Annotated in this window: 16 protein-coding genes; 6 read left to right on the top strand and 10 right to left on the bottom strand. The window is 45.8% G+C overall.

The features are described 5' to 3' along the window. Positions 1 to 25: 25 nt before the first annotated feature. From LS482_RS20890 to LS482_RS20860, 7 genes are all read right to left on the bottom strand, one after another. Positions 26 to 364, bottom strand: a complete 339-nt coding sequence (locus LS482_RS20890) for a hypothetical protein (RefSeq protein WP_233029537.1) — start codon at positions 362 to 364, stop codon at positions 26 to 28. Positions 365 to 1108: 744 nt separating this feature from the next. After that, positions 1109 to 1498 (bottom strand): NAD(P)H-binding protein, encoded by a 390-nt coding sequence (locus tag LS482_RS20885; protein ID WP_233029536.1) that lies wholly within the window; start codon positions 1496 to 1498, stop codon positions 1109 to 1111. Positions 1499 to 1519: 21 nt separating this feature from the next. After that, positions 1520 to 3781, bottom strand: a complete 2262-nt coding sequence (locus LS482_RS20880; protein ID WP_233029535.1) for a xanthine dehydrogenase family protein molybdopterin-binding subunit — start codon at positions 3779 to 3781, stop codon at positions 1520 to 1522. 61 nt (positions 3782 to 3842) lie between these two features. After that, a complete protein-coding gene (locus tag LS482_RS20875) occupies positions 3843 to 4298 on the bottom strand; it encodes a (2Fe-2S)-binding protein (RefSeq protein WP_233029534.1) in 456 nt (151 codons plus the stop codon). Between the two features lie 569 nt (positions 4299 to 4867). Next, positions 4868 to 7453 (bottom strand): phosphoenolpyruvate carboxylase, encoded by a 2586-nt coding sequence (locus tag LS482_RS20870; RefSeq protein WP_233029533.1) that lies wholly within the window; start codon positions 7451 to 7453, stop codon positions 4868 to 4870. Between the two features lie 92 nt (positions 7454 to 7545). Next, positions 7546 to 8025 carry an Lrp/AsnC family transcriptional regulator gene (locus LS482_RS20865; protein WP_233029532.1) on the bottom strand — a complete coding sequence of 160 codons (480 nt, stop codon included), beginning with the start codon at positions 8023 to 8025 and terminating at the stop codon, positions 7546 to 7548. A 128-nt stretch (positions 8026 to 8153) separates the two neighbouring features. Continuing rightward, entirely contained in the window at positions 8154 to 9269 is a 1116-nt protein-coding gene (locus tag LS482_RS20860; RefSeq protein WP_233029531.1) for a M14 family metallopeptidase, read from the bottom strand. 307 nt (positions 9270 to 9576) lie between these two features. On the opposite strand from LS482_RS20860, the gene LS482_RS20855 reads away from it, so the two are divergent. The 3 genes from LS482_RS20855 to LS482_RS20845 all read left to right on the top strand — a co-directional run bounded on the left by LS482_RS20855 (position 9577) and on the right by LS482_RS20845 (position 11268). Further along, a complete protein-coding gene (locus tag LS482_RS20855) occupies positions 9577 to 9984 on the top strand; it encodes a helix-turn-helix domain-containing protein (protein ID WP_233029530.1) in 408 nt (135 codons plus the stop codon). Between the two features lie 77 nt (positions 9985 to 10061). After that, positions 10062 to 10445, top strand: coding sequence for a hypothetical protein (locus tag LS482_RS20850; protein WP_233029529.1), 384 nt, complete (start codon positions 10062 to 10064; stop codon positions 10443 to 10445). Between the two features lie 4 nt (positions 10446 to 10449). Beyond that, complete coding sequence (locus tag LS482_RS20845) at positions 10450 to 11268, top strand: TerC family protein (protein WP_233029528.1); 819 nt, start codon at positions 10450 to 10452, stop codon at positions 11266 to 11268. A 41-nt stretch (positions 11269 to 11309) separates the two neighbouring features. Here the strand turns inward: LS482_RS20845 and ligA are convergent, their stop codons facing one another. The 3 genes from ligA to LS482_RS20830 all read right to left on the bottom strand — a co-directional run bounded on the left by ligA (position 11310) and on the right by LS482_RS20830 (position 14832). Beyond that, complete coding sequence (gene ligA / locus LS482_RS20840) at positions 11310 to 13313, bottom strand: NAD-dependent DNA ligase LigA (protein ID WP_233029527.1); 2004 nt, start codon at positions 13311 to 13313, stop codon at positions 11310 to 11312. 121 nt (positions 13314 to 13434) lie between these two features. Beyond that, a complete protein-coding gene (prmC, locus tag LS482_RS20835; protein WP_233029526.1) occupies positions 13435 to 14289 on the bottom strand; it encodes a peptide chain release factor N(5)-glutamine methyltransferase in 855 nt (284 codons plus the stop codon). Between the two features lie 12 nt (positions 14290 to 14301). Next, positions 14302 to 14832, bottom strand: a complete 531-nt coding sequence (locus tag LS482_RS20830; protein ID WP_233029525.1) for a GNAT family N-acetyltransferase — start codon at positions 14830 to 14832, stop codon at positions 14302 to 14304. An 84-nt stretch (positions 14833 to 14916) separates the two neighbouring features. On the opposite strand from LS482_RS20830, the gene ribD reads away from it, so the two are divergent. The 3 genes from ribD to purL all read left to right on the top strand — a co-directional run bounded on the left by ribD (position 14917) and on the right by purL (position 20436). Next, positions 14917 to 15969 carry a bifunctional diaminohydroxyphosphoribosylaminopyrimidine deaminase/5-amino-6-(5-phosphoribosylamino)uracil reductase RibD gene (gene ribD / locus LS482_RS20825; RefSeq protein WP_233029524.1) on the top strand — a complete coding sequence of 351 codons (1053 nt, stop codon included), beginning with the start codon at positions 14917 to 14919 and terminating at the stop codon, positions 15967 to 15969. Next, complete coding sequence (locus tag LS482_RS20820; protein ID WP_233029523.1) at positions 15966 to 16583, top strand: IMPACT family protein; 618 nt, start codon at positions 15966 to 15968, stop codon at positions 16581 to 16583. Before ribD ends, LS482_RS20820 begins: the two co-directional genes overlap by 4 nt. Before the next feature lie 169 nt (positions 16584 to 16752). Next, complete coding sequence (gene purL, locus LS482_RS20815) at positions 16753 to 20436, top strand: phosphoribosylformylglycinamidine synthase (protein WP_233031863.1); 3684 nt, start codon at positions 16753 to 16755, stop codon at positions 20434 to 20436. The last annotated feature ends 17 nt before the right edge of the window (positions 20437 to 20453 follow it).

Genomic DNA, 20453 nt, shown 5'->3' with positions numbered 1-20453 from the left:
AAGGTTGAACTAAAAAAAAGGGAGGTTACGCCCCGTCTTCCCCCTCCCCGTCTGAATTGAAATAATGCAGAAGATGGTCCATAAATTCACTTTCATGCATGGGCAGCAGTTGAACAATAAGCTCAAGGGTATTGTGGATGCTTCTGTCCAGGTGTGCCACCCAGGGCGAATAGACTTCCGCTTCTTCTTCCGTCACTGCAATGCAGAGTTTCAGCAGGTCGGAAATGGTGGTCATCAGGTGCTGATAGTCCCTCATATGGAGAGAGGTTTCATATTCCGTGGTTTCCGGATCATATTTCAGCTGCCTGAAATATGCGGGGCTCAGCTCCCGTAATTCCTGTAATAAGGGATGTTCTTTTGCCATAATGTTTGTGTGTTTTTTAATTATACACATGGAAACATCATTGCGTCCCAACACTCAACTTATAAAAAAAGAAAAACCGTAATTGGTAGTGATGCGTTAATTTTTGGTCAATCCTCGTAAAGTATTAATACAGCCGGCTTTAAGCATGTTTTTTGTTTTTTTGATTTGATTTTGCCTCTGTGAACGTTGTGCAAACCTTTGTGGTCTCTGTGGTTAAAAATCAACCACAAAGGACGCTAAGTATACACAAAGAGCACTAAGCAGACCTGTCATTAGAATTTAACGCATCAGTAATAAACCGTAATAATCAAGGAAAGGCGTATTATTAATTGCCCGGAAAAATATTGTAAATATTGAACAACGTAAATAATGGATAAGGACTCCCCTGCTTCGGCTTTAGTTTATCCTTAGCTAAAAGGGCTCAGTACGGTGTTTTCGTCCCCCCGGGAAGGCAATGAAATTGCCGTAGTTATTAGGTTATTGAGTTATTTAGTCAATACGCAACAACTCAATAACCAAGGATATACAAAAATTTATAGAAACTAAAGTACCTACAATAATCCCGATTATCCCGATAGCCATCGGGAGCAGGGTTTTAACCTTTAACCTGATAATAAAGCGTGTAATAAGGTTGTGTTTGCTATAGCATATTTTATCATTGATTTTCGTATTGGCGAAGTGCCGCTTCAATGGGTTGCTGCCCTTGGTTGAATGCAATTACCTTACCGATAGTATTATCGTTTCTCAATACATTGACGATGACTTCGGCGACATCTTCACGGGGCACTCCGGCTTCTTCGTCAGGGGTTGTAATATTGATTTTACCTTTTCCGCTGCTTCCATCACCTTCACGGCACCGTCCAGGTCTACGGTCAATGTTTTGTCGTCTCCCGTATGGCCGCCCGAACCGGCCGAAAATACCACGGCGTCCATACCTTTCAGGGCATCCGCTATTTCTTCAGGGCTGTTTTCTATGCTTCCCACATGGTAGGCAACACCCATTTCCTCAAAAAAAACTTTTTGTCCGGGACTCCTGAAAAAGGCTGTCGGGATAAAATCCGGGGCGTTCTTTAATTTTTCCGCAAGTATTTTGCCCACTTTTCCACTTGCTCCCACGATAAGTATATGTTTCATTTCATCTTTTTTAGAGAATAATCAGCTTTTTATCGGTTTGTCTGTAATAAAAGGTTGGTGATAATGACGTTGCCCGGTGGCTTTGTACAGTGCATTGGCCAGCGCACCCATCACCGGCGGAAACGGTGGTTCTCCGAGTCCTGTGGGTTTGGTATCACTCTTCACAAAATGTACTTCGATCGATTTCGGGGCTTCCTTATGCCTTATAAGCCGGTACTTGTCAAAATTGTTTTGCTCGGGGGCGCCGTTCTTAAAGGTAAGTCCGCTATACATGGCATGCCCTATTCCGTCAACGGTGCCGCCTTCAACCAGGTTTGTGGCGGCAACCGGATTGACAACAATTCCGCAATCTACCGCACAGTACACCTTTTGTACTACGGGCTCGCCTTCTTCCATCACCATATCCAGAATATTGGCTACATATGAATTGTGACAATAATAAGCAGAAACTCCCCGGTAAGTATTCGGGGCGCTATTGGTGCCCCACCCGGATTTTTCCCGTACCAGTTTCAATACACCGGCATACCGGCTGGCATCGTAGTCGTTTTTTTCACCGACGGGATTGTTTTCGGCCCGTTTGAAGAGTTCGAGCCTGAACGCTATGGGATCTTTCCCTGCAGCTTCGGCCACTTCGTCGAGGAAGGACTGTTCGGCCCCTGCGATAAAATTGGAACGTGGCGCACGGAACGCACCAACGGTAATATTGGAATTTACAGCCCATTCTTCCGCCAGATAATTGTCTACAGCCCCTGCCGGGAACCTGTTGGCAAACAGCGGGCTTTCCGGTATTCCCCCGGCCCGTACGTGAAAACCGATCAGGTTTTTATCGGCGTCCAGTGCTGCGCGGTAAGTCGCGTAATAGGCAGGGCGGTAATTCCCGAAACTCATATCGTCTTCCCGTGTATAGATCAGCTTTACGGGAGCTTTCATTTTTTTGGAGATCACAGCGGCTTCAACCACAAAATGCCCGTACAGGCGCCTTCCGAAACCGCCTCCCTGGCGCGTCATTTGCAGGTCGATCTTATCCAGGGGCAGTCCCAGACGGGCAGCTACCGCTTTTTCCATGAATTCGGGAGTCTGAACAGGGCCTACGAGTTCTGCCTTGTCTTCCGTGACATCAGCAAAGAAATTCATGGGCTCCATGGTGTTATGTGCCAGAAAGGGCGCCGAATAGCTTCGTTCAACAATATGATCGGCTTCCTTGAATGCTTTTCCGGGGTCACCGTCCATACGCACCGTTTTTGCCGACTTTGCCGACAAGTTTTCCATCTCTTTTATATGGTCGGCAGAGTTTTCCCTTCCCGCAGGCATTTCCTTGGGCATTTCTTCCCCCGTACCGTAATGGGCAAAAACATCGGTATACGCTTCAAAAGGCTCCCATTCTATCTTCAGGGCCTTCTTGGCATTAAGCACTTCCCAGGTAGAATTTCCCGCAACAACCACCAGCTCGGGAAACGCATCGGCGTCAAACATGCTCATCACGTAATCGTCTTCATATGTTTTTATAGTAAAGATGTCTTTAATCCCGGGCATTTTTCTGGCTTCGGTAGCGTCAAGGGACTTTAATTTAAGCCCGAACGCCGGTGGATGGGCAATCATGGCAATAAGCATCCCTTCCCTGTGATAGTCCAGGCCATACAAAGGTTTCCCCGTAACAATTTTATGTCCGTCCACATTTTTCCGGGAAGTACGTATGATTTTAAAATCCTCAACGGCTTTCAGCCGGACTTCTTCCGGAACGGGTATGGCGGTTGCTGCGGAGGCCATTTCCCCGTATCCGGCAGATTTTCCACTGTTTTTATGGTGCAGCATTCCTTCTTCAGTCGTAATTTCCGCAACGGGGACTTCCCAGTTTTTGGCCGCGGCTTCTTTGAGCATGTGCCTGGCCGTAGCCCCGGCCATTCGCAGGCCGTCCCATCCCTGGCGGATGGACTGACTGCCCCCGGCAAGCTGACGGGTAAAAATGGCGGTGTTGAGCGGGGCCTGTTCCACAATAACATTGTTCCAGTCCACATCGAGTTCTTCGGCTACGATCATGGGCATTGAGGTCTTTACATTCTGACCGATCTCAGGGTTTGGTGACATAATGGTTACCAGGCCATTATCCCCTATTTTCAGAAAGCCATTGATCTCGAACCATTCATCGGGGAGGCTTTTTACCTGCTCCGGCGAAGGTTGTTTACAGGAAGCAAACCAACTGAAACCTATCATGATCCCTCCTCCTGCCAAAGCTGTGGTTTTTATAAAGGAGCGTCTTCCGAATGTTGTTTTTATCAGTGTCATAGTTGTTTTTTATGATTTTAGAAAAGGATATGGAGCCGAAGGTTTTCGGAATGTAAAATACTTACGGGTTTGCGGCCGTTTTTACCGCTGCCTTGATACGGACATAGGTTCCGCAACGGCAGATATTGCCGTTCATCGCTTCTTCAATTTCCTCCTCTGTCGGATTGGGGCTGCTCTTAAGCAGGGCTGCGGCAGTCATGATCTGCCCGGCCTGGCAATAACCGCATTGCGGAACATCGTGTTCGAGCCACGCCTTTTGTACGGGGTGATCGCCTTCTTCTGACAAGCCTTCAATAGTAGTGACCTTTTGTTCTCCCACCGCAGAAACGGGTAATTGACAAGAACGAACCGCCGTATCGTCCAGGTGGATCGTACAGGCTCCGCATTGCATGATTCCGCATCCGTATTTGGTGCCGACGAGATTAAGGTGGTCCCTTAACACCCAGAGCATCGGGGTTGAGGGATCGACATCAATCTCTTTTTGTTTTCCGTTGATGTTAAGATTGAATGTAGCCATGTTTTTATTTTTTATTGGTCGCAGTTCGTGGTTTAAAGCCCCGCAATCTATTGCAGCGCCCTTGGTTTTTATAAATCTTGGCCATAAATACACGGATATACCGATGGTTATTTAAAAATTATTCATGTATCGGTGGCCAAACAGACTTTCAGTTCTGAACTTGCAGTCCGGAGTTGTTTAGTAAGTTACTAACTTTAATGAAGAAAAAAGTTATAAAATTCAAACTATTATGTGCGCTGTATGAACGAAGTATATCCGACTGCCCCGGCAAAGTTCCCGGATTTCCACCTGTTGTTATCACTATACGGTTGTTCGTCCCTGTTTTTTTACCGATAATATGGAAATATCTTCGTTTCGTACAATAAAAGGTATCGGAATGGATGTGCCCCGTCATGCAACAGGTTTATGACAATCCGGGACAGGTTTTTCTTCGGAATTGAAGCTGGAATTGTGAAATTCAAACAAATAAAAGGAAGCCTGCAATTAAAAAAACCACCGATATGCCCGGTCCTTATTTGAAGACCGGGCAGAAACCGATGGTTTTAAATTTTTAAAACTGCAGCTGTTTATCAGGCAGAGTTCCTGCTGGCGTTAATGTTACCAAACAGTGAACGGGTTACCATTTTTTCATAGATCTCAAGTTGTTTGGCATCTGCCTTTTTGTCTTTTCGCAATTCCTGTATTTTGCGCAATGCATACTGTTGTATGGTAAGCAATGGCAATACGATCTTTTCGCGTATTTCAATAGATGCTTTTCCGGACCTGGTGTTTTGCATCAGGCTTTTGTCTCCGGTGACCTTGAGGATCATTTCCTTGCTGCGCTCGTATTCTTCGTAAATAATGGTCCAGAATTCGCCGTATTCCGGGTCATCCTTCATGTAAGCAGTTAATTTAAAGAATGACTTGGTAAGGCTCATCATGCTGTTTTCCAGTAATGTACGAAAAAATGCCGAGTTGCGGTACAGGGACTGTACTTTGTCCAGTTGTCCTTTTTCTTCCAGGGCCGAAATTGCTGTTCCCACTCCGTAAAAACCGGGTACGTTTTGTTTCAGCTGGCTCCAGCTGCCCACAAAAGGTATGGCCCGCAGATCGGAAAAATTCAGTTTGTCTGATTTTCCCCGTTTCGACGGACGGCTCCCGATATTGGTCTTGGCATAAAATTTCAGCGTACTCATTTCCTCCAGGTATGAAATGAATTTCGGGTGCTTCTTAAAGTCTACATACGCATTATAACTGATATCGGCCAGCTTCTGCATGGTTTCCTTGTCTTCATCCTTGAGGATGTTGTCTTCGTCGGCAAATACTTCATTGACAATACCCGAACTGAGCAATTGCTCCAGGTTGTACTGGCAGGAATCCAACGTACCGAAATTGGAACTGATGGTCTGACCTTGTACGGTAAGCTGTACTTCTTCGTTTTCTATGGTCGGTCCGAGAGAAGCGTAGAACTGGTGGGTTTTACCGCCACCCCTGGCGGGCGGTCCTCCGCGGCCGTCAAAGAACACGACCTTGATGCCGTATTTCCTGGACACTTCGGTGAGCACTTCCTTCGCTTTGTAGATACTCCAGTTGGCCATGAGATAGCCACCGTCCTTGGTTCCGTCTGAAAATCCGAGCATTATGGGTTGTTTATTGCCCCGTTTCTTCAGGTGTTCGGCATATACCTCGTCCGTATACAGCTGTTCCATGACCTTATTTGCTATTTGCAGGTCGTCAACGGTTTCAAACAGCGGAACCACATCAAGTGTTGGATTTTTCCAATCGCAAAGCCGTATCATGGCAAACGTTTCCATAACATTCAGGGCGCTGCCGTTATTACTTATAATATACCGGTTGGCTCCCTGTTCCCCGTTCATCTTCTGAATTTCCTTAATGGCGTAAATGGATTCCAGGGTAGACCTGGTGATCTCTTCTTTAAAGAGTTCCGGGTTCAGTTTTCCGCTTACCTTTCCGAGTACGGCAATTTGTTCTTCTTCAGACAGGTTTTCGTAATTGTCGGGGAAGATGTCCAGCCCCAGTTTCCTGGATTCCCGGATAATATCGGAAATCACCGTATGGTGCACACGGGAGTCCTGGCGAATATCGAGGGACGCAAAATAAAACCCGAATATCTTCACCTTATTGATAAGGTCATTTATTTCGTCCTCGAAAAGCGACTGGTGTTCGTTGACCAGGATGCTTTTTATTTCCTGTAAGGTAGCCAGGGTTTCTTCTGCAGTAATGGTTGGCTTCTGAGCGTGAACGTAAATGCTTTCGTATATTTTTTCTTCCAGGTCGCTCATCAGCTTGTCGACCACCTTGAAGGTGATCCTTCGTTTGAGCCTCCGGATATCCCTGTAATAGTTTTTCAGCACGGTAATCCGCAACCTTTCGGCGACTTTCAGTGTTATTTCACTGGTAACAAAAGGATTGCCGTCCCTGTCTCCTCCGGGCCAGAAGCCGAGGTTAACGATCTGGCTGTTGAGTTCCACCTCTTCAAAGATGTTGTTCTGTATATAGTTGTATATTTTGCTCATGGCGTGGTAAAACACGTTTTCCAGGAACCATATCAAACTGACGGCCTCGTCATACGGTGTGGGTTTTTCCTTTTTAAAGAATGGTGTTTTACCCAGTTGGGCCAGCAGTTTTTTAATAAGGTTAAGGTCGTTTTCCCGTATGGCCCTGGTGAGGTCGGTAATAATTCCCAGTACCGGGCCGGGGTAGAATTGGGTGGGATGTGCCGTAAGCACGGGCCTCACCTTAAACCTTTGCAAAAATTCGCGCAATGCCACGGTCTTGTTCTTCCCTTCGGCTTCTTCCTTAATACTACGCAGGGTTCCCCGCCCGTCCATATTGTTCACTATGGGAAAAGCGGCATCTTCGATGGCATCGAACAACACTACCTGCCGCTCTATATACTGGATAAAACGGAAAAGCAGGTCGTTCTTTTCTTTCTCGTCGGGGTTATCGTAAAACTTGGAAAAAAAAGTTTCCACGATTTCCGACGGGTTTTTGTTCTCGCCATATCCCTTTTCACATATTTCACTGAATAAGGGCAGTAAAACCCCTGTATTGGTTATTTCATCAAAAGGCAAGGTCATCAGTATACTGTTGTATATCTGATATTTGGACAATACACTTTCGTTAAAACGTTCAATTTTAGGTTTTCTCAACATAAATACATTTCTTTTTCTCAGCCCGAATATACAAAAAACCCTCTCCAATACAGCATCGGAAAGGGTTCTTTAGCTTGTTCTAAACAAAAATTTTACATTTCGTTAAAAATGGAGTGCATTAAGCGTTTTTTATCGTTAATGCTTTCTTCCAGGGAAATCATGGTTTCTGTTCTGGCCACTCCGTCTATATCATCTATCATAAAGATAATCTCCTTGGCGTGTTTGGTATTCTTGGCCCTTACCTTGCAAAAGATATTGAACTTGCCGGTGGTTACATGAGCCACGGTAATATTCGGGATTTCATTCAGGCGCTCGATAACAAATTTCGTCTGATGGGTCTTTTCCAGAAAGATCCCTACATAAGCTATAAAGGAATATCCCAGCTTTACGTAATCAAGTGTAAGGGAAGAACCTTTGATAATCCCGGCCTCTTCCATCTTTTTAACCCTGACGTGAACGGTACCGGCGGAGATCAACAGTTTTTTTGCGATATCGGTAAACGGTGTACGCGTATTGTCAATAAGCATATCTAAAATCTGGTGATCCACTTCGTCTAATCTAAACTTTGCCATAGTAATCTACTTTAACTAAATAAATTTCACTTGTTTTTGTCTATAACAGAATATTAAAATGCAAAAAAATAAAAAATATTCAATATATCCACAGAAATATTTGGATATTTTGTTAAGAAAGGGTTAATTTAAATAAATAATTTAAGTAAATCGCTTGTTTTTAATTTTTTTTCTTCTATGGGTACCGCATCCTTATTGGCTGTTATATACTCTTTATGACCGAAAAAACCTTGCAGATCACCTGTTTCTGATATATAGGGTACGAATTCGATACCGGAGCCCTTCAGTGTTTCCTTATACAGTATACCTATGTCCTTATACTGTATTCTCCCTTCGTTTATAACGGGGAAACGACGGATCAGTATATCAAAAAAACGCTTATCGTTCTCCGGAATATCAAAATACGCCCTGAAACCGTGCCCGCTGACTTTATTTCCGGCAACAAACCGGAGCGCGGTGACCAGGGCGAAAAACACATATTTCCGTGTGATGTCCCTGTTGTAGTCTTCGTTGAAATGCCCTGCTTCGAATAATAGTGTGGGCACACCGAGCGATTGAAAGCGGTCGCCTACACAGTTAATATTAAAGGTATCGTCATACCGCCCCACTTGTCCCGGGATAAGCTCCTGAACAGCACTGTTTATTACGGCTATGATCTCCATGCTCTTTTTTCTCGGTGTAGTGATGTTCCGCGCTTCGTCGGTTGCCGGTGATAAAAACGACAGCGTGGCCGGCTTTGGAGAAGTTCCCGTATTAAAAATGGTGCGCTGGTCGTGTAAATTAAAGCAGAAATCGGGCAATACCGTGTCGAATACTTGCCTGAGCACCTGGCTTTCGGGCTGGCTCAGCTTCACGGCATCCCGGTTCAGATCAATATCATTGGCATTAGTGCGGGTATAGGCCTGTGCCCCGTCCGGGTTGAGCATGGGGATAATATATAAGGTACAATGCTTCTGCAGGTAGTCGGCCACTTCCCCACCCTGTTTCAGAAACGACAGCAAGTCCGTTACAGCTTTGGTGGTCGTAGACTCATTACCGTGCATTTGCGACCACATCAATATCCTTTTAGCGCCTTTTCCGGTCCGGAACAAGTATATGGGACGCTGTGCTACGGAATACCCTGCAACGGATAATTCCCCCATATCCTTATATGTTTGTAACAGCGCTTCTATATCACTAAGTGTAATATACCTGCCGCTGAGTTGCTTTTCCCTGTATTTGTCCTGCCACTGTTCTAATTTCATGAGGTCGGTTTTATAAGGTTACAAAAGTAAACAATACAAATTTTACATCTGTAAACTGATGTTTGCCTCTGAATTGTTTACATGAATAAACCTTGCATCTATACTGAACTGTTTAAAACCTGCTTTTTCAGAGGAATGAGGTTTAGTACTTATAATTCAACATTTAAATACTGTATTTCAGATATATATAATGTATTATTTAAATATATAGTATAATAAATTATTGATTATTTTTGCTTATATATTGCTTTCCGGTCTTATTTTGTTTACATTTGTAACTATATATTGTTAATCAAGCAAGTTTACAATGGTAAACATCGAAGATTTCAGTAAGCGGTTGCATGAAGTCCTGGACTATTACGGATTAAGCGCATCTTCTTTTGCAGACAGGATCGGCGTGCAGCGGTCGTCCATATCGCATATCCTTTCCGGAAGGAACAAACCCAGTTTGGATTTTGTATTGAAGATATTACAGGCGTTTCCTGAAGTAGAACTCTACTGGCTCCTGAACGGCAAAGGTGTTTTTCCTTCCGGAAAGGACAAGGATGAGCATAAGAACACAAAGACCGAACCTGCCCGCGACCTGTTTTCCGAAACCGGACAGGAGGTCCCGCTGCCCGGAAATGATATTCCGGAAACGGGAAGTGCAGCGCTGGAACGCATCGTGTTCTTTTATAAAGACGGTACGTTCAAGGAGTACAGGAATGAAAACTGATGTGGTATTGCCCGATTGTTTTTTGAAGTATTTGCTGTACCTTTGTTCGAAACATAACTACAAATTACAGGATATCCGTGAAGCCATTAAAACTAACTGCCTGTTTGTTGCTTATCGTGTTTACCGCTTCCTGCTACCAGACAGAGCGAAACTGCAAAGATTTCCGCACGGGCACTTTTGAATTTACCTATACACTGGACGGAAAAGAAGTGAAGTCGCGGTTTGTGCGGAACGATTCCATAAATATCGATTACGTGGGTGATGATATCGACACGGCATCGGTAACCTGGGTAAGCGACTGTGAGTTTGTGATGCGGAAACTACACCCTTCTTCCATGCGGGAGAAGAAAGCCGTTCATGTTAAAATTCTCTCCACCGATAAAAATTCTTATACCTTTGAATATGCCATTGTCGGCGATGATAAAAACAAACAGCGGGGAACCGCTATAAAAATAGAATAACACCATGTTTGAGATTCTTTCCTCCCCGGATGCGTGGATCGCCCTGCTTACGCTTACTTTTCTTGAGATCGTTCTCGGAGTCGACAATATCGTTTTTATTTCAATAACAGCTAATAAGCTTCCCGAAAACCAGCAACGCAAAGCTACCAATCTCGGGCTGCTCCTTGCCATGGTGCAGCGGATACTATTGCTGTTTGCCATTTCATTTCTGGTGGGCTTAAAGGCACCTTTCTATCATATAGATACTTCCTGGATTTCCATAGGTATCAGCGGACAAAGCATTATTCTGTTTCTCGGAGGCCTTTTTCTGCTGTACAAGAGTACTTCGGAAATTCATGAAAAAGTGGACATGCCGGAACACGGTGAGGAAAAAGCAAAATCAAAAAAAGTCACTTCACTTTCAAAGGCCATTACCCAGATCGTGCTGATAGATTTTATTTTTTCCATAGATTCCATTCTCACTGCCGTAGGAATGACCAGCGGAATAGGTAACAAACCCGGCGATGCCCTTGTTTTGATGATCATAGCGGTGGTCGTTTCCATTATAGTGATGATGATCTTTGCCAATCCCATACGCAAATTCATCAACAAGCATCCTTCCGTGCAATTGCTTGCACTCTCTTTCCTCATACTCATCGGGTTCATGCTTATTACCGAAGCGGCCCACTTATCGCATACCAAAATATTCGACCAGGAAATAGGCGCCATCCCGAAAGGTTACCTGTACTTTGCCATTGCTTTCTCCTTACTGGTGGAATTTTTGAATATGCGGATGCGGAAAAAAATAGGAAACGGTAAGGTGAAAAAAGAAATCTCCGAATAAAAAAGTACCGGCAACAGCGTATAAATGTTGCCGGTAAACTATTATTTTGCCATCATCTCCAGGAACTCGTGTTCGGAAATAATGGGAATCCCCAGCTTTTCGGCCTTATCTTTTTTGCTCGGTCCCATATTGTCTCCTGCAACCACATAGCTGGTTCTGGAGGATATGGAAGAAGCTACTTTTCCGCCGTTGTCCTCAATATGTTTTTTCAGTTCATTTCTCGACAGGGTCTCAAATACGCCGGAAACCACAAAGGTGAGCTCTTTTAGTTTATCGGATTGGTTTTGTAGTTTTTCCGGGGCAATTTCAAGCTGTACACCATAAGACCGCAGTCGTTCCACAATTTCCAGGTTACTTTCATTCCGGAAAAATTCCACTACGCTTTCGGCGATCTTTATACCAATCTCATCTATGGCCACAAGGTCCTCAAGGGTGGCATCACGAAGTGCATCAATGGAGGTGTAGGCTTTGGCTAGTTTTTTGGCAACTGTTTCACCTACAAAGCGGATGCCCAGGGCATACAATACGCGTTCAAAAGGGATTTCCTTCGATTTTTCTACCCCGGCCACCAGGTTTTCCGCGCTTTTTTCAGCCATGCGTTCCAGCGGGATGATCTGTTCTTTTTTCAGCAGGTACAGGTCGGCGTAGTTTTCAATAAGCCCTTCCTTGTACAGCAATTCCACTGTTTCGCTTCCTAATCCCTCGATGTCCATGGCCTTCCGGGATATAAAGTGCTGGATGCGCCCCGTGATCTGTGGCGGGCAACCGTAATAATCGGGACAGTAATGTTGTGCTTCCCCTTCTTTCCGGATGAGTTCCGTACCGCATTCGGGGCAATGGGTGATGTAGGACGTAGGCTCGGAATCCGGTTTTCTCCGGGTGAAATCCACCCGGATGATCTTCGGGATGATCTCCCCGCCTTTTTCTACAAATACCGTGTCGCCCTCACGCACATCCAGTTTTTCAATCTGGTCGGCATTGTGTAACGAGGCCCGTTTTACCGTAGTCCCGGCAAGCAGGACCGGCTCCAGGTTGGCTACCGGGGTAATGGCGCCGGTTCTTCCTACCTGGTAAGTGATGCTGTTCAGTGTTGTGGTCACCTGTTCGGCCTTGAATTTATAGGCCATGGCCCATCGCGGGGCTTTTGCGGTATACCCCAGTTCTTCCTGCTGTGCAATACTATTGACCTTTACTACCACTCCATCCGTTTCATAAGGCAGTTCGTGCCGGTGTGTATCCCAATGGTTTACAAAGTCGAGAACTTCCCCGGTGCTGTTGCATAATTTTGCTACCGGCGGCACTTTAAATCCCCAGTTCCGGGCTTTCTCCAGTCCTTCAAACTGTGTGGAAAAATTCAGTTTTTCACCCACAATGCTGTACAGTAAACAATCCAGCGGCCTTTTGGCCACTTCAGAATTGTCCTGAAGTTTAAGGCTTCCCGAAGCAGTGTTTCTCGGGTTCATGTAAGGGTCTTCCCCGGCCTCCACTCTTTCCCGGTTCATTTTGGCAAAACCGTCACGCGGCAGGATGATCTCCCCGCGGATATCGAATTTTGCCGGATAATCCCCTTTTAACCGTAAAGGCACCGATCGTATGGTCTTTACATTATTGGTAACATCATCTCCCTGAAAACCATCGCCCCTGGTCACTGCCCGGACGAGCTCCCCGTTTTCATAAGTGAGGTTTATGGATGCACCGTCGTACTTCAGTTCGCATACAAACTCTACTTTGGCGTCTCCGAGAATCCGCTGTATGCGTTTTTCCCAGTCTTCCAGTTCTTCCTTGGAATACGAGTTGTCCAGTGAATACATGCGGTAATCGTGCGCCACTGTTGCAAAATTCTTGGTGATCATCCCGCCCACACGGACTGTTGGCGAAAAAGGATCGTGATATTCCGGGTGTTTGGCCTCCAGTTCCTGTAACTCCTTTAGTTTCATATCAAATTCGTAATCTGATATGATGGGCGTGTCAAGTACGTAATAGTTATAATTATGCTTTGTAAGCTCTTCCCTGAGGTCCTCTATTTGTTTTTGAACGGGATTCATATGCTGACTTTATTTTGTATACAATTTATCCTTTTGGTAATACGGAATTTTGACAGTATTATCTGCAATATACCGAAATTTGTGTTTTCTGATTGCAATGCCACCAGGGCAAATTAAACGTCTACCGCCCCCCTTTTATCATCCGGTCATTGCCTGATATATCTTTTCGTAACTCTATATTTTTAAATGACTTACTTCTCATCATCTCAACCATATCTTTACCGAGGTGTTGATTGATTTCAAAATACAATGCCCCTCCTGCCTTCAGGCTTTCTTTGGCAAGTTGTGCTATTTTCCGATAAAAAATCAGGGGAGCGCCATCTTCCACAAACAAAGCCAGGTGCGGTTCGTGTGACAATACGTTGTTTTTAATTTCCTTTTTTTCCAGGTTCCTGACATAAGGAGGGTTAGATACGATGATGTCGGGATTAAATTCAACCAGGGTATCCGTCTTTAAAATATCCTGATGTATAAACTCAATCTCTGCATTGTGCCTTTTTGCATTTTCCCCGGCGACAGCCAGCGCTTTTTCAGAAACATCAAGGGCAAACACTTTGGCATACGGTAAATTCCTGGCCAGGGAAACAGCTATGCAACCACTCCCCGTACCGATGTCCAGCAGGGTCTGTCCTTTGCCTTTTTCTTTTTTATGATCACTGCATATCCAATCCACCAGTTCCTCGGTTTCCGGGCGGGGGATCAAAACGTGTTCGTCAACCAGGAACTCCAGTCCGTAAAAACAGGCTTTTCCCAGGATTTGCTGTATGGGGCGGTATTTTTTGAGTCCAGAAAGCGCTTCAAACAGCAATTGTTCCTCTTCCCTGCTCAACGTTAATTCCGGTTGCAGGGCCAGGGTAAGTCGCGATATATTGTAATAGGCTTCCGTTAACCGGAAAAAGAGAGCGTCAATTTCTTCTCTCCCGTATATATCTTTAAGTTCCGATTGAAAAATATGTTGAATTTCCCTTAATACCAAGTCGTTGCTTTTTTACTTCAGGTCTTTGAGCATCCACACCGGGCAGGAGCTATGTCCCGTATTTCCCACGGGGGCATCCAGGTAATAAAACCCCTTCTTTTTGTACAACGCCTGCGCAGCTTTCATATAAGGCATTGTTTCCAGATAACAGTGGTCATAACCGTATTCCTCCGCTTTTTCCAGGCACAGATCGATCATTTTTTTTCCGAGCCCTTTTCCCCTGGCTGCTTCGAGAAAGTACATTTTCTGTAATTCACAAACATTGCCATCGTGATTGTCCAACGGGGCAATACCCGCCCCGCCGATAACCTTTCCTTTCTCTTCGATCACAAAATAGACGGATTTACCGGTAGTATAGGTTTCATACATGTGGTCTACCGCCTTGTCTTCATAGGCCGTACCTTTTTTAGGCGCTCCCATATCTTCTACGAGAACCTTACGAACGATACGGGCAACCTGCGGATTGTCTCCTGCTTCTATTTCCCTGATGATCACGTCATTTCCAGGTGCTTGGGTAATCTTATGGATAACTTGCCGTTTCATATTGCAACAGGTCCTGTTTTATTGTGTTATTTTTGTTTGTGAAAATTGATTTCACCGCTGTACAAAACGAGAATTTTTGAGACCGTGAATATACATGAAAAATACCTAAATCGCTGCATCCGGCTGGCGAAAAACGGACTCGGGACGACATACCCGAATCCGCTCGTGGGAAGTGTTGTGGTGTATAACGACACGATTATCGGTGAAGGATGGCATTACAAGGCAGGCGGACCCCATGCTGAAGTCCGCGCCATCAAATCCGTCTCCGATGCGGCCCTGTTCGAAGAATCTACGATTTACGTCAGCCTGGAACCCTGTAGCCATTACGGAAAAACTCCGCCGTGCAGTGACCTGATCATTGCCTCCGGGATCAGAAATGTGGTGATCGGTACCATTGATCCGTTTGATGCTGTTGCGGGAAGAGGGGTGAAAAAATTGATGGATGCCGGGTGTAACGTTACCGTAGGCGTCCTGGAAGAGGAATGCCGGGAGCTGAACAAGCGTTTTTTTACCTTTCACAATAAAAAGAGACCGTATATCATATTAAAATGGGCGGAGAGTGCCGACGGTTACATCAGCCCTGCCCGGCGAAAAGATACCGCCCCGGTATGGATAAGTAATTCATATTCACGGCAACTGGTGCACAAATGGCGGAGTGAGGAACAGGCCATTCTCGTAGGGACCAATACCGTTATTCAGGACAACCCCGGGCTGAATACCAGGGATTGGCGGGGAAATTCCCCCGTACGGGTGGTCCTGGACAGGGAGCTTCGGGTTCCCGGCAATTTTGCCGTTCATGATAAACGTATAAAAACCCTGTTCCTGACAGGTGGGGCTACCCGGGCAGAAAAAGATAATAGTGTTACGGAAACCATAGATTTTTCGGTAAATATTGCCCGGCAGATCAGTGATGTGCTCTACAGGCACCGGCTTCAAAGCGTTATCATAGAAGGCGGCGCCCGGACGCTACAGACCTTTATCGATGAAGGGTTGTGGGATGAAGCCAGGATATTTAAGGGAAGCAGTATGCTCAATAACGGTACCCGAAGACCCGAAATACAGGGGTATACTGCTTCGGAACAACATATTGCAGGCGACAGGCTACTGATTGTTAAACGTGAAAAACAGGACGATTGACAGAAAAAGATACGTATAAAACCATAATTTCAGCTTCTCCGGAAGTATTGTTCAAGGATAAAAACAGCAAGTTTTTTGGTTACGCTTACCCTGTAACTACGGAAGAAGAGATCAAGGAACATATTGATGTATTGAAGAAAAAACATCATGCGGCACGCCATTGGTGTTATGCCTGGCAGTTAGGTACCGAAAATGTGCAGTTCAGGGCGAATGACGACGGAGAGCCGAACAATTCTGCCGGCATGCCTATTTACGGGCAGCTACAATCCTTTGATGTTACCAATGTGCTGATCGTTGTGGTCCGTTATTTCGGCGGGGTAAAGCTCGGAGTGGGCGGACTCATCAATGCGTATCGCACCGCAGCACAAATGGCGCTTGAAGCTTCCGGTATTGAAGAAAGGACTATTGATGTTCACTACGAACTGGTTTTTGATTACAAGGACATGAATAAGGTAATGCGGATTATCAAGGAAAAGAACCTTAACATTATAAGTCAGAAACTGGAACTCGATTGCCGGATCACCATTTCCGTCAGAAAACGGGATGCCCCGAATGTTTTCGGGATATACGAACAACTTTACGGGGTGACAATCGAGGAAGCCAAAATGTTGTAAATACCTGTATTTTCCTATATTTTTTTTCAATTTATACAGGTGATTTTGTCGTTTATCCTTTAAAATTTAATTCGGATAGGTGACAGATTCATTTAAATAAATAATTAACTTTGCAGCTTTAATTAACAGTACTACTAAACAGTAAAACAGGACCTAATTTAACAACATGATGATCCTTTTCTTCGGAAACCCGGAAAAGAAAGTTTTTGCGGTTCAGACCGGTAAAGAACTCACCAGGGAAGATAATTTAAAATTAACATGGCTGTTTGGCGGCGAGCCAAACCTCGAAGTGGCGTCTCTCGACGCCTTTTTTATTGGTCCGCGGGCTACTATGATCACCCCGTGGAGCACCAATGCCGTGGAAATTACCCAGAACATGGGGATTCCCGGTATCACCAGGATCGAAGAATTTTACAGGGCAACGGAAGATGCTGCGGATTTCGATCCCATGCTTTCGCAAAAGTATGACGGGCTTAACCAGGATATTTTCACTATCAATATCCAGCCGGAACCCATAAAGGAAATAGACGATATCGCTGCCTATAACCAACAGGAAGGACTGGCACTGAATGCGGAGGAGATCGAATACCTCGAAAAACTATCGGCGAAGCTCGGCAGGAAACTTACGGATTCTGAAGTGTTTGGTTTCTCCCAGGTAAATTCGGAGCATTGCCGCCACAAAATATTCAACGGCACTTTTGTCATCGACGGCGAAGAAAAACCCGTTTCCCTGTTCAAGCTTATCAGGAAGACTTCTGAGGAGAATCCTAACGATATCGTTTCCGCATACAAAGACAATGTGGCCTTTTTAAAAGGACCTAAAATACAGCAGTTTGCACCTAAAAGTGCAGACAAGCCCGATTTCTACGAGTTCAGGGATTTTGAATCCGTAATTTCCCTGAAGGCCGAAACCCATAATTTCCCGACTACGGTAGAGCCGTTTAACGGTGCCGCTACGGGATCCGGAGGAGAAATACGCGACAGGCTTGCAGGAGGGCAAGGTTCCCTGCCCCTGGCCGGAACCGCGGTTTATATGACTTCCTATTCCCGGCTGGAAGAGGAACGCCCGTGGGAAAAAGGAATGCCGGAACGAAAGTGGCTCTATCAGCCCCCCATGGACATCCTTGTCAAGGCTTCCAACGGGGCCTCCGATTTCGGGAACAAATTCGGGCAACCGCTTATTGCAGGTTCCCTCCTCACCTTCGAACACCAGGAAAAACCGGGCGAAAATGCACGAAGATTAGGCTATGACAAGGTAATCATGCTTGCCGGGGGGATTGGCTACGGCAAAGCAGATCAATCTAAAAAACAAATCCCCGGAAAAGGAGATAAAATAGTTATCCTTGGCGGGGACAATTACCGTATCGGGATGGGTGGCGCCGCAGTATCTTCTGCCGATACCGGGGAATTCAGCAGCGGAATAGAACTCAATGCCGTTCAGCGCTCCAATCCCGAAATGCAGAAAAGGGCTGCAAATGCCGTGAGGGGTATGATAGAAAGTGATAAGAACACTATTGTTTCCATCCACGATCACGGTGCCGGAGGGCATCTCAACTGCCTCTCGGAACTGGTGGAGGAAACCGGCGGTAAAATCGACATGGATAAGTTGCCCATAGGTGACCCCACGCTTTCTGCCAAAGAAATTATAGGGAATGAATCCCAGGAACGCATGGGATTGGTCATCGCGGAAAAAGATGCCGAAACCCTGCAGCGTATTGCCGAGAGGGAACGGTCGCCCATGTACCGGGTAGGCGATGTTACCGGAGACCACCGCTTTACTTTTGAGTCTTCTTCCGGCGGACAAAAACCGATGGACCTGGAGCTCCGGGATATGTTCGGAAGCTCCCCGAAGACCATTATGAACGACAAAACGGTCATCACCAGGTATTCGGACCCGGAATATCAAACGAACCTTATAGAAGACTACCTGAAACAGGTATTACAACTTGAAGCCGTAGCCTGTAAGGACTGGCTTACCAATAAGGTAGACCGGTGTGTAAGCGGACGTGTGGCCAAACAGCAATGTGCCGGACCATTGCAATTACCGCTCAACAACTGCGGGGTTATGGCTCTGGATTTCCAGGGAAAAGAAGGTATTGCTACTTCCATCGGGCATTCTCCCGTTTCCGCCCTGATAGACCCCGTGGCCGGAAGCCGTAACAGTATTGCAGAAGCCCTGACCAATATTATATGGGCACCGCTTAAAGACGGCCTAAAAAGCGTTTCCCTTTCAGCCAACTGGATGTGGCCGTGTAAAAACGAAGGTGAAGATGCACGCCTGTACGAAGCGGTTCGGGGATGTTCGGATTTTGCAGTGGCCCTGGGGATCAATATCCCTACCGGGAAAGATTCCCTTTCCATGAAACAGAAATATTCTGACGGAGAGGTGATTGCCCCGGGAACGGTAATTATTTCTGCCGCCGGGAATTGCAATGCGGTTACAAAAGTTGTGGAGCCCGTACTTCAAAGGGAAGGCGGAGCTGTTTATTATGTGAACCTCTCTGCCGATACCTTCAAGCTTGGCGGTTCGTCCTTTGCCCAGGTGTGCAACAAGATAGGGGCTGAAGCACCGTCTGTTCGAGATGCCGATTATTTCAAAAAGGCCTTTAACATTATACAGACTTTTATCAAGGACGGTAAGATCGTCGCAGGCCATGATGTGGGGAGCGGCGGATTGATCACCACACTGCTTGAAATGTGCTTCGCCGATAATAATCTCGGGGCACAGATAGACCTTACTTCACTCGGGGAGACCGATACCGTAAAAGCCCTGTTTAATGAAAATGCAGGCATCGTATTCCAGGCTGATACTCCCGAAATAGAAACAGTGTTAACCGAAAGTAATATTAAAATTTTCCGTATCGGTGAAGTTGTGGAAGGAGACCGCCTGCAACTCAAAAACGGAAATGACAACTTCTCTTTCAGCATCAGTAACCTGAGGGATACCTGGTATAAAACCTCTTTCCTGCTGGATAAAAAACAAAGCGGCGGGACTAAAGCACAGGAACGTTTTGACAATTACAAAAAACAGCCGCTGAAATACGGTTTCCCCGCATCTTTTGAAGGGAAAAGACCTGTGCATACAGGTGCGGAACGACCAAAGGCGGCTATTCTCCGCGAAAAGGGAAGCAATTCGGAACGGGAAATGGCCAATGCCATGTACATGGCCGGCTTTGATGTGAAAGATGTACACATGACCGATCTCATCTCCGGACGGGAAACCCTGGAAGACATTCAGTTCATTGGTGCCGTAGGAGGTTTCTCCAACTCGGATGTACTGGGGTCTGCCAAGGGATGGGCCGGTGCATTTCTGTATAACGAAAAGGCAAAAACCGCCCTGGAAAATTTCTTTAAAAGGGAAGACACGCTTTCCCTCGGGGTTTGTAACGGCTGCCAGCTATTCGTTGAACTGGGACTGATACACCCGGAACACGAACAGAAGCCGAAAATGCTGCACAACGAAACCCACAAATTCGAATGTACGTTCTCCGCCGTTGAAATTCAGCCTAACCATTCGGTAATGCTCGGGTCTCTTGCGGGAACAAAACTCGGTATCTGGTCGGCGCACGGGGAGGGTAAATTCCATTTCCCCTATGAAGAATCCCGGTACAATATCGTGGCAAAATATGCCTATGAGGGCTACCCCGCCAGTCCCAACGGTTCGGATTTCAATACGGCGATGATGGTTTCGGATGACGGAAGGCACCTGGTGACCATGCCACACTTCGAACGTTCCATTTTTCCCTGGAACTGGGCATATTATCCCAAAGACAGGAATGATGAAGTCACTCCCTGGATTGAAGCCTTTGTGAATGCCAGGAAATGGCTGGAGGATAAAAAACAGGCTATTTGATATCGCTTTTATCAAAC

It is taken from the genome of Sinomicrobium kalidii, from assembly GCF_021183825.1.
Classification (GTDB): domain Bacteria; phylum Bacteroidota; class Bacteroidia; order Flavobacteriales; family Flavobacteriaceae; genus Sinomicrobium; species Sinomicrobium kalidii.
This window is presented reverse-complemented; position numbering and strand designations above follow the sequence as displayed.

Coding starts and splice junctions, on each gene's coding strand:
- purL (WP_233031863.1), top strand. CDS start 16,753: ATGATCCTTTTCTTCGGAAACCCGGAAAAGAAAGTTTTTGCGGTTCAG.
- LS482_RS20870 (WP_233029533.1), bottom strand. CDS start 7,453: ATGTTGAGAAAACCTAAAATTGAACGTTTTAACGAAAGTGTATTGTCC.
- LS482_RS20860 (WP_233029531.1), bottom strand. CDS start 9,269: ATGAAATTAGAACAGTGGCAGGACAAATACAGGGAAAAGCAACTCAGC.
- LS482_RS20845 (WP_233029528.1), top strand. CDS start 10,450: ATGTTTGAGATTCTTTCCTCCCCGGATGCGTGGATCGCCCTGCTTACG.
- LS482_RS20890 (WP_233029537.1), bottom strand. CDS start 364: ATGGCAAAAGAACATCCCTTATTACAGGAATTACGGGAGCTGAGCCCC.
- LS482_RS20880 (WP_233029535.1), bottom strand. CDS start 3,781: ATGACACTGATAAAAACAACATTCGGAAGACGCTCCTTTATAAAAACC.
- LS482_RS20885 (WP_233029536.1), bottom strand. CDS start 1,498: ATGAAACATATACTTATCGTGGGAGCAAGTGGAAAAGTGGGCAAAATA.
- LS482_RS20830 (WP_233029525.1), bottom strand. CDS start 14,832: ATGAAACGGCAAGTTATCCATAAGATTACCCAAGCACCTGGAAATGAC.
- ligA (WP_233029527.1), bottom strand. CDS start 13,313: ATGAATCCCGTTCAAAAACAAATAGAGGACCTCAGGGAAGAGCTTACA.
- LS482_RS20865 (WP_233029532.1), bottom strand. CDS start 8,025: ATGGCAAAGTTTAGATTAGACGAAGTGGATCACCAGATTTTAGATATG.
- LS482_RS20855 (WP_233029530.1), top strand. CDS start 9,577: ATGGTAAACATCGAAGATTTCAGTAAGCGGTTGCATGAAGTCCTGGAC.
- LS482_RS20875 (WP_233029534.1), bottom strand. CDS start 4,298: ATGGCTACATTCAATCTTAACATCAACGGAAAACAAAAAGAGATTGAT.